This window comes from Verrucosispora sp. SN26_14.1, assembly GCF_004307965.1.
Classification (GTDB): domain Bacteria; phylum Actinomycetota; class Actinomycetes; order Mycobacteriales; family Micromonosporaceae; genus Micromonospora.
Map to the genome: position 1 here is coordinate 1 of NZ_SISL01000526.1, position 3,851 is coordinate 3,851.

The 3,851-nt window shown below is 72.9% G+C and carries 5 protein-coding genes and 1 pseudogene; 1 reads left to right on the forward strand and 5 read right to left on the reverse strand.

From position 1 onward, the window contains the following. Window positions 1–111: 111 nt before the first annotated feature. Window positions 112–405, reverse strand: a complete 294-nt coding sequence (locus EYA84_RS28380) for an antibiotic biosynthesis monooxygenase (RefSeq protein ID WP_131056996.1) — start codon at window positions 403–405, stop codon at window positions 112–114. A 102-nt stretch (window positions 406–507) separates the two neighbouring features. Between EYA84_RS28380 and pnuC the strand changes: the two genes are divergently transcribed. Then, window positions 508–1,920, forward strand: coding sequence for a nicotinamide riboside transporter PnuC (pnuC, locus tag EYA84_RS32730; RefSeq protein WP_161595061.1), 1,413 nt, complete (start codon window positions 508–510; stop codon window positions 1,918–1,920). A 15-nt stretch (window positions 1,921–1,935) separates the two neighbouring features. On the opposite strand, the gene EYA84_RS28390 is transcribed toward pnuC, so the two are convergent. The 4 genes and pseudogenes from EYA84_RS28390 to EYA84_RS28405 form a co-directional block, all read right to left on the reverse strand. Beyond that, window positions 1,936–2,190 (reverse strand): hypothetical protein, encoded by a 255-nt coding sequence (locus EYA84_RS28390; RefSeq protein ID WP_131056998.1) that lies wholly within the window; start codon window positions 2,188–2,190, stop codon window positions 1,936–1,938. Window positions 2,191–2,204: 14 nt separating this feature from the next. Further along, window positions 2,205–3,251, reverse strand: coding sequence for a tRNA (adenosine(37)-N6)-threonylcarbamoyltransferase complex transferase subunit TsaD (gene tsaD, locus EYA84_RS28395; RefSeq protein ID WP_131057000.1), 1,047 nt, complete (start codon window positions 3,249–3,251; stop codon window positions 2,205–2,207). Between the two features lie 6 nt (window positions 3,252–3,257). Then, a complete protein-coding gene (rimI, locus tag EYA84_RS28400; RefSeq protein ID WP_131057002.1) occupies window positions 3,258–3,701 on the reverse strand; it encodes a ribosomal protein S18-alanine N-acetyltransferase in 444 nt (147 codons plus the stop codon). Window positions 3,702–3,754: 53 nt separating this feature from the next. Next, a pseudogene (locus tag EYA84_RS28405) lies at window positions 3,755–3,851 on the reverse strand (tRNA (adenosine(37)-N6)-threonylcarbamoyltransferase complex dimerization subunit type 1 TsaB); the annotation flags it as partial.

Genomic DNA, 3,851 nt, shown 5'->3' on the forward strand with positions numbered 1-3,851 from the left:
ACATGGCCCGGCGCGCCCCCGAGCCCGTCGGGACCGCCGACCGCGCGTCGCGGGCACGATAGACGAGGGGTACGACACTTTTCGGTCCCGCGCCGGGCCGGGACGGCGTCCTCAGGCGGGTACGTCGACGAAGTGCTCGACGAGCGGCGGACCGGCGAAGTGCGGACCGATCAGCCCGCGCCACTGCGCGAAGCGGTCGGTCTGCCGGAAGTTGACCTCGTGCGCCTCGACCGAGTCCCACTCGACCAGCAGCACGAACCGCGTGGGGGACTCGACACCCCGGGTCATCCGGACCGAGCGGCAGCCGGGCGTGTCGGCGAGGACCGGGTGCGCCGTGCGGTACGCGGCGGCGAACTCGTCCTCCTGCCCGGGAATCACGTCGATCAGCGCGACTTCAAGCACCATGTCAGCAGCCTCGCACGGCGGGCGGGTCGGGGTGGGCGCAGGGGTCTGTTCCACCGGCGGTCGGCGCTCTAGGGTGAGCGCGCGACAGACCCGGGAGGACCTGTGATCGACTGGCTCACCAGCACGGCGTTCAGCGTCGCCGGGGCGGGCATCAGCTGGGCGGAGCTGCTGGGCTTCGGCACCGGTGTGGTGAACGTCTGGCTGATCGCCCGGCAGCACATCGCCAACTGGGCGATCGGCATCGCCAACGTGCTGCTGCTCGGACTGTTGTTCTGGACGACGGGTCTGTACGCCGACGCGAGCCTGCAACTGGTCTACGTGGCTCTCGGCTGCTACGGGTGGTGGCACTGGTTGTACGGCGGCGAGCAGCGCAGCCGGCTCACGGTGACCCGGACCGGGCGGCGGGAGTGGTGGGCGCTCGGTGTGGCGGGGGTGCTGCTCACCGGCGGGATCTGGCTGCTGCTGGACCGGGCCACCGACTCGACCGTGCCGCTGCCCGACGCGCTCACCACGGCGCTGTCGCTGCTGGCCACGTACGGGCAGACCCGCAAGCTGGTGGAGAGTTGGTGGCTGTGGATCGCCGCCGACCTGATCTACATCCCGCTCTACGGGTACAAGGGACTCTGGCTGACCGCCGTGCTGTACGTGATCTTCCTCGGTCTCTGCGTGGTGGGTCTGCGGGCGTGGCGGTCGGACCTGCGGCGACGTGCGGTCGCCGCACCGGTGCCGCCGGTGAGCATCGTGCTGACCACCGTGCACGTCGTCGGGGTGGCGGTCTGGCTGGGCGGGCTGCTCGCCCTCACCGTGTTCCTGCTCCGGGGCACCCACGAGCGGGTTCTCGCCCGCATCCTGCCGGCCTGGTCGAAGTGGGCCACGCTGGCGGTGGCCTGGCTGGTCACCGCCGGGGTGCTCCAGGCCGCGATCGAACTCGGTCGGCCGTCGGCGGTGCTCGGCACCACGTACGGTCGGCTGCTCTGCGCCAAGGCCGCACTGCTCGCAGCCGTGCTGGCGATCGCGGCCTGGCAGCGACGCCTGATCCGGCGGCTGGTCGCCGCCGGGCGGCCCCGCTGGGTCGCCCGCGCGGCCGGTGTCGAACTCGCGGTGACCGCGATGGTCCTGGTGCTGACCGCAGTGCTGGTGCAGACCCCGCCGGGGCGGACGGACGGCGCGACCGCCGACGGGGTCACCCGCGACGGTGTCGCCCAGTCGTTGACCACAAGCATCTTCGTGGTGCAGTTCGACATCTACCCGGCGGCCCCGAACACGGCGAACAGCCTGCACGCGTACGTCTACACACCGGCGGGCAAGGAGCTGCCGGTGGCGGAGTGGAGCGTCACCGCCGCCCTGCCGGAGGCGGGTATCGAGCCGATCGCGATCGACGTGCTCAGCCTGGAACCGCACCACGGCAGCGCCGAGATCCAGTTCCCGCTGGCCGGCGAGTGGACGCTGCGGATCAGCGCCCGGACCAGCGACATCGACCGGGCCACCGCGACCACCACGGTGACCATCCGCTGACCGTGGTGGCCCGGTTCAGCGGTCGACCTGGGTGAAGTCCCAGGAGTGCGGCGGCCGGGCGAGCAGCATCACCGGCGGCTCGGGCAGCGGCCGGGGACTGCTGCGCCACTTCGAGATCACCACCACCCGGTGGTCGGTGGAGGAGAACACCTCGCTGGACAGGTGCAGCGGGTCGTGCTCGAACTCGGGCAGGGCGCTGTCGCAGACCCAGGTGATCAACTCGGCGAGCGCGTACGGCTCCGCCCGCGCCTCCCACATCCGTACGATCACGTCGCCGTCCTCCCTCAGACGCTGACCGTGGTCAGCGGCATCGCCGAATCCGCGGGCAGGTCGAGCCGGCTCGGCGCGACCCCCGAGGCGACCAGGTGCGAGCCGAGGGCCGCCACCATCGCGCCGTTGTCGGTGCACAGTCCCGGCCGGGGTACGCGTACCCGGATGCCGTGCCGCGCGGCCCGCTGCTCGGCCAACGCCCGCAGCCGCGAGTTGGCCGCCACTCCCCCGCCGATCACCAGGGTCTCCACGCCACTGCTGCGGCAGGCGTCCAGCGCCTTGGTGACCAGCACGTCGCAGACCGCCTCCTGGAAGGACGCCGCCACGTCGGCCACCGGCACCGGTTCACCGGCCCGCTGTCGTGCCTCCACCCACCGGGCCACCGCGGTCTTCAACCCGGAGAAGGAGAAGTCGTACCGGTGCGCGGCCAGGTCCTTGGCGGCGGTCAGGCCACGCGGGAACGCGATCGACGCCGGATCGCCGGCCCGCGCCTCCCGGTCGATGTAGGGGCCGCCGGGAAACGGCAGGCCGAGCAGCCGGGCCACCTTGTCGAAGGCTTCCCCGGCCGCGTCGTCGATGGTGGCGCCCAGCGGGGTGACGCCGTGCGCCAGGTCGTCGACGAGCAGCAACGACGAGTGCCCCCCGGAGACCAGGAGGGCGATCGCCGGCTCGGGCAGCGGCCCGTGTTCCAGCGTGTCCACCGCCACGTGCGCGGCCAGGTGGTTGACCCCGTAGACGGGCTTCTCGGCGGCGACCGCGTACCCCTTGGCCGCGGCCACCCCGACCAGCAGCGCACCGGCCAGCCCCGGGCCGGCGGTCACCGCGATCGCGTCGATGTCGGCGATCGTCACCCCGGCCTCGGTCAGCGCCCGCCGCATGGTCGGCACGATCGCCTCCAGGTGCGCCCGGCTGGCCACCTCCGGCACCACCCCGCCGAACCGGGCGTGCTGGTCCACGCTGGACGCGAGCGCGTCGGCGAGCAGGGTGTGCCCGCGCACGATGCCGACACCGGTCTCGTCGCACGAGGTCTCGATGCCGAGGATCAGGGGTTCGTCAGCCATGGGTGCTCAGTCCTGGTGGCGCTGCATCACCAGCGCGTCGGTGTTGCTCGGTTGGTAGTAGCCGCGCCGCACGCCGATCGGCTCGAAGTCGTACGACGCGTAGAGGCGCTGGGCCGGCGCGTTGTCCGCCGCGACCTCCAGCAGCACGCTGCGTACGCGCCGCCGGGCGGCCTCGGCGAGCAGGGCCTCCAGCAGTACCCGCCCCACGCCCCGGCGGTGCGCGTCCCGGCGTACCGCGATGTTCTGCACCCACGCCTCGTCGGGCGGCGCGACCGCCAGCCCGGCGTAGCCGAGCACCGCGCCGTCGTCGTCGGTCGCGACCAGATAGAAGTGCCCGTGCGACAGTTCGTTCCAGAACATCGCCGCGGACCACTGCTCGGCGCCGAAGAGGTCCGCCTCGATCGGCAGCACCTCGTCGATGTGCCACCACCGGAACCGGCCGAGCCGCACCGGGTCGCGCTGCCCCGGGTCACGCCGCACCGGATCGGTGCGTTGCCGCTCGCTCACGGCAGGACCGTCTTGCGGGCGGTGGCCGCCACCGCGTCCGGCCGCCGCAGATAGAGCGGGGTCAGCGTCTCGCCGGGCGCGCCGGCCCGGATG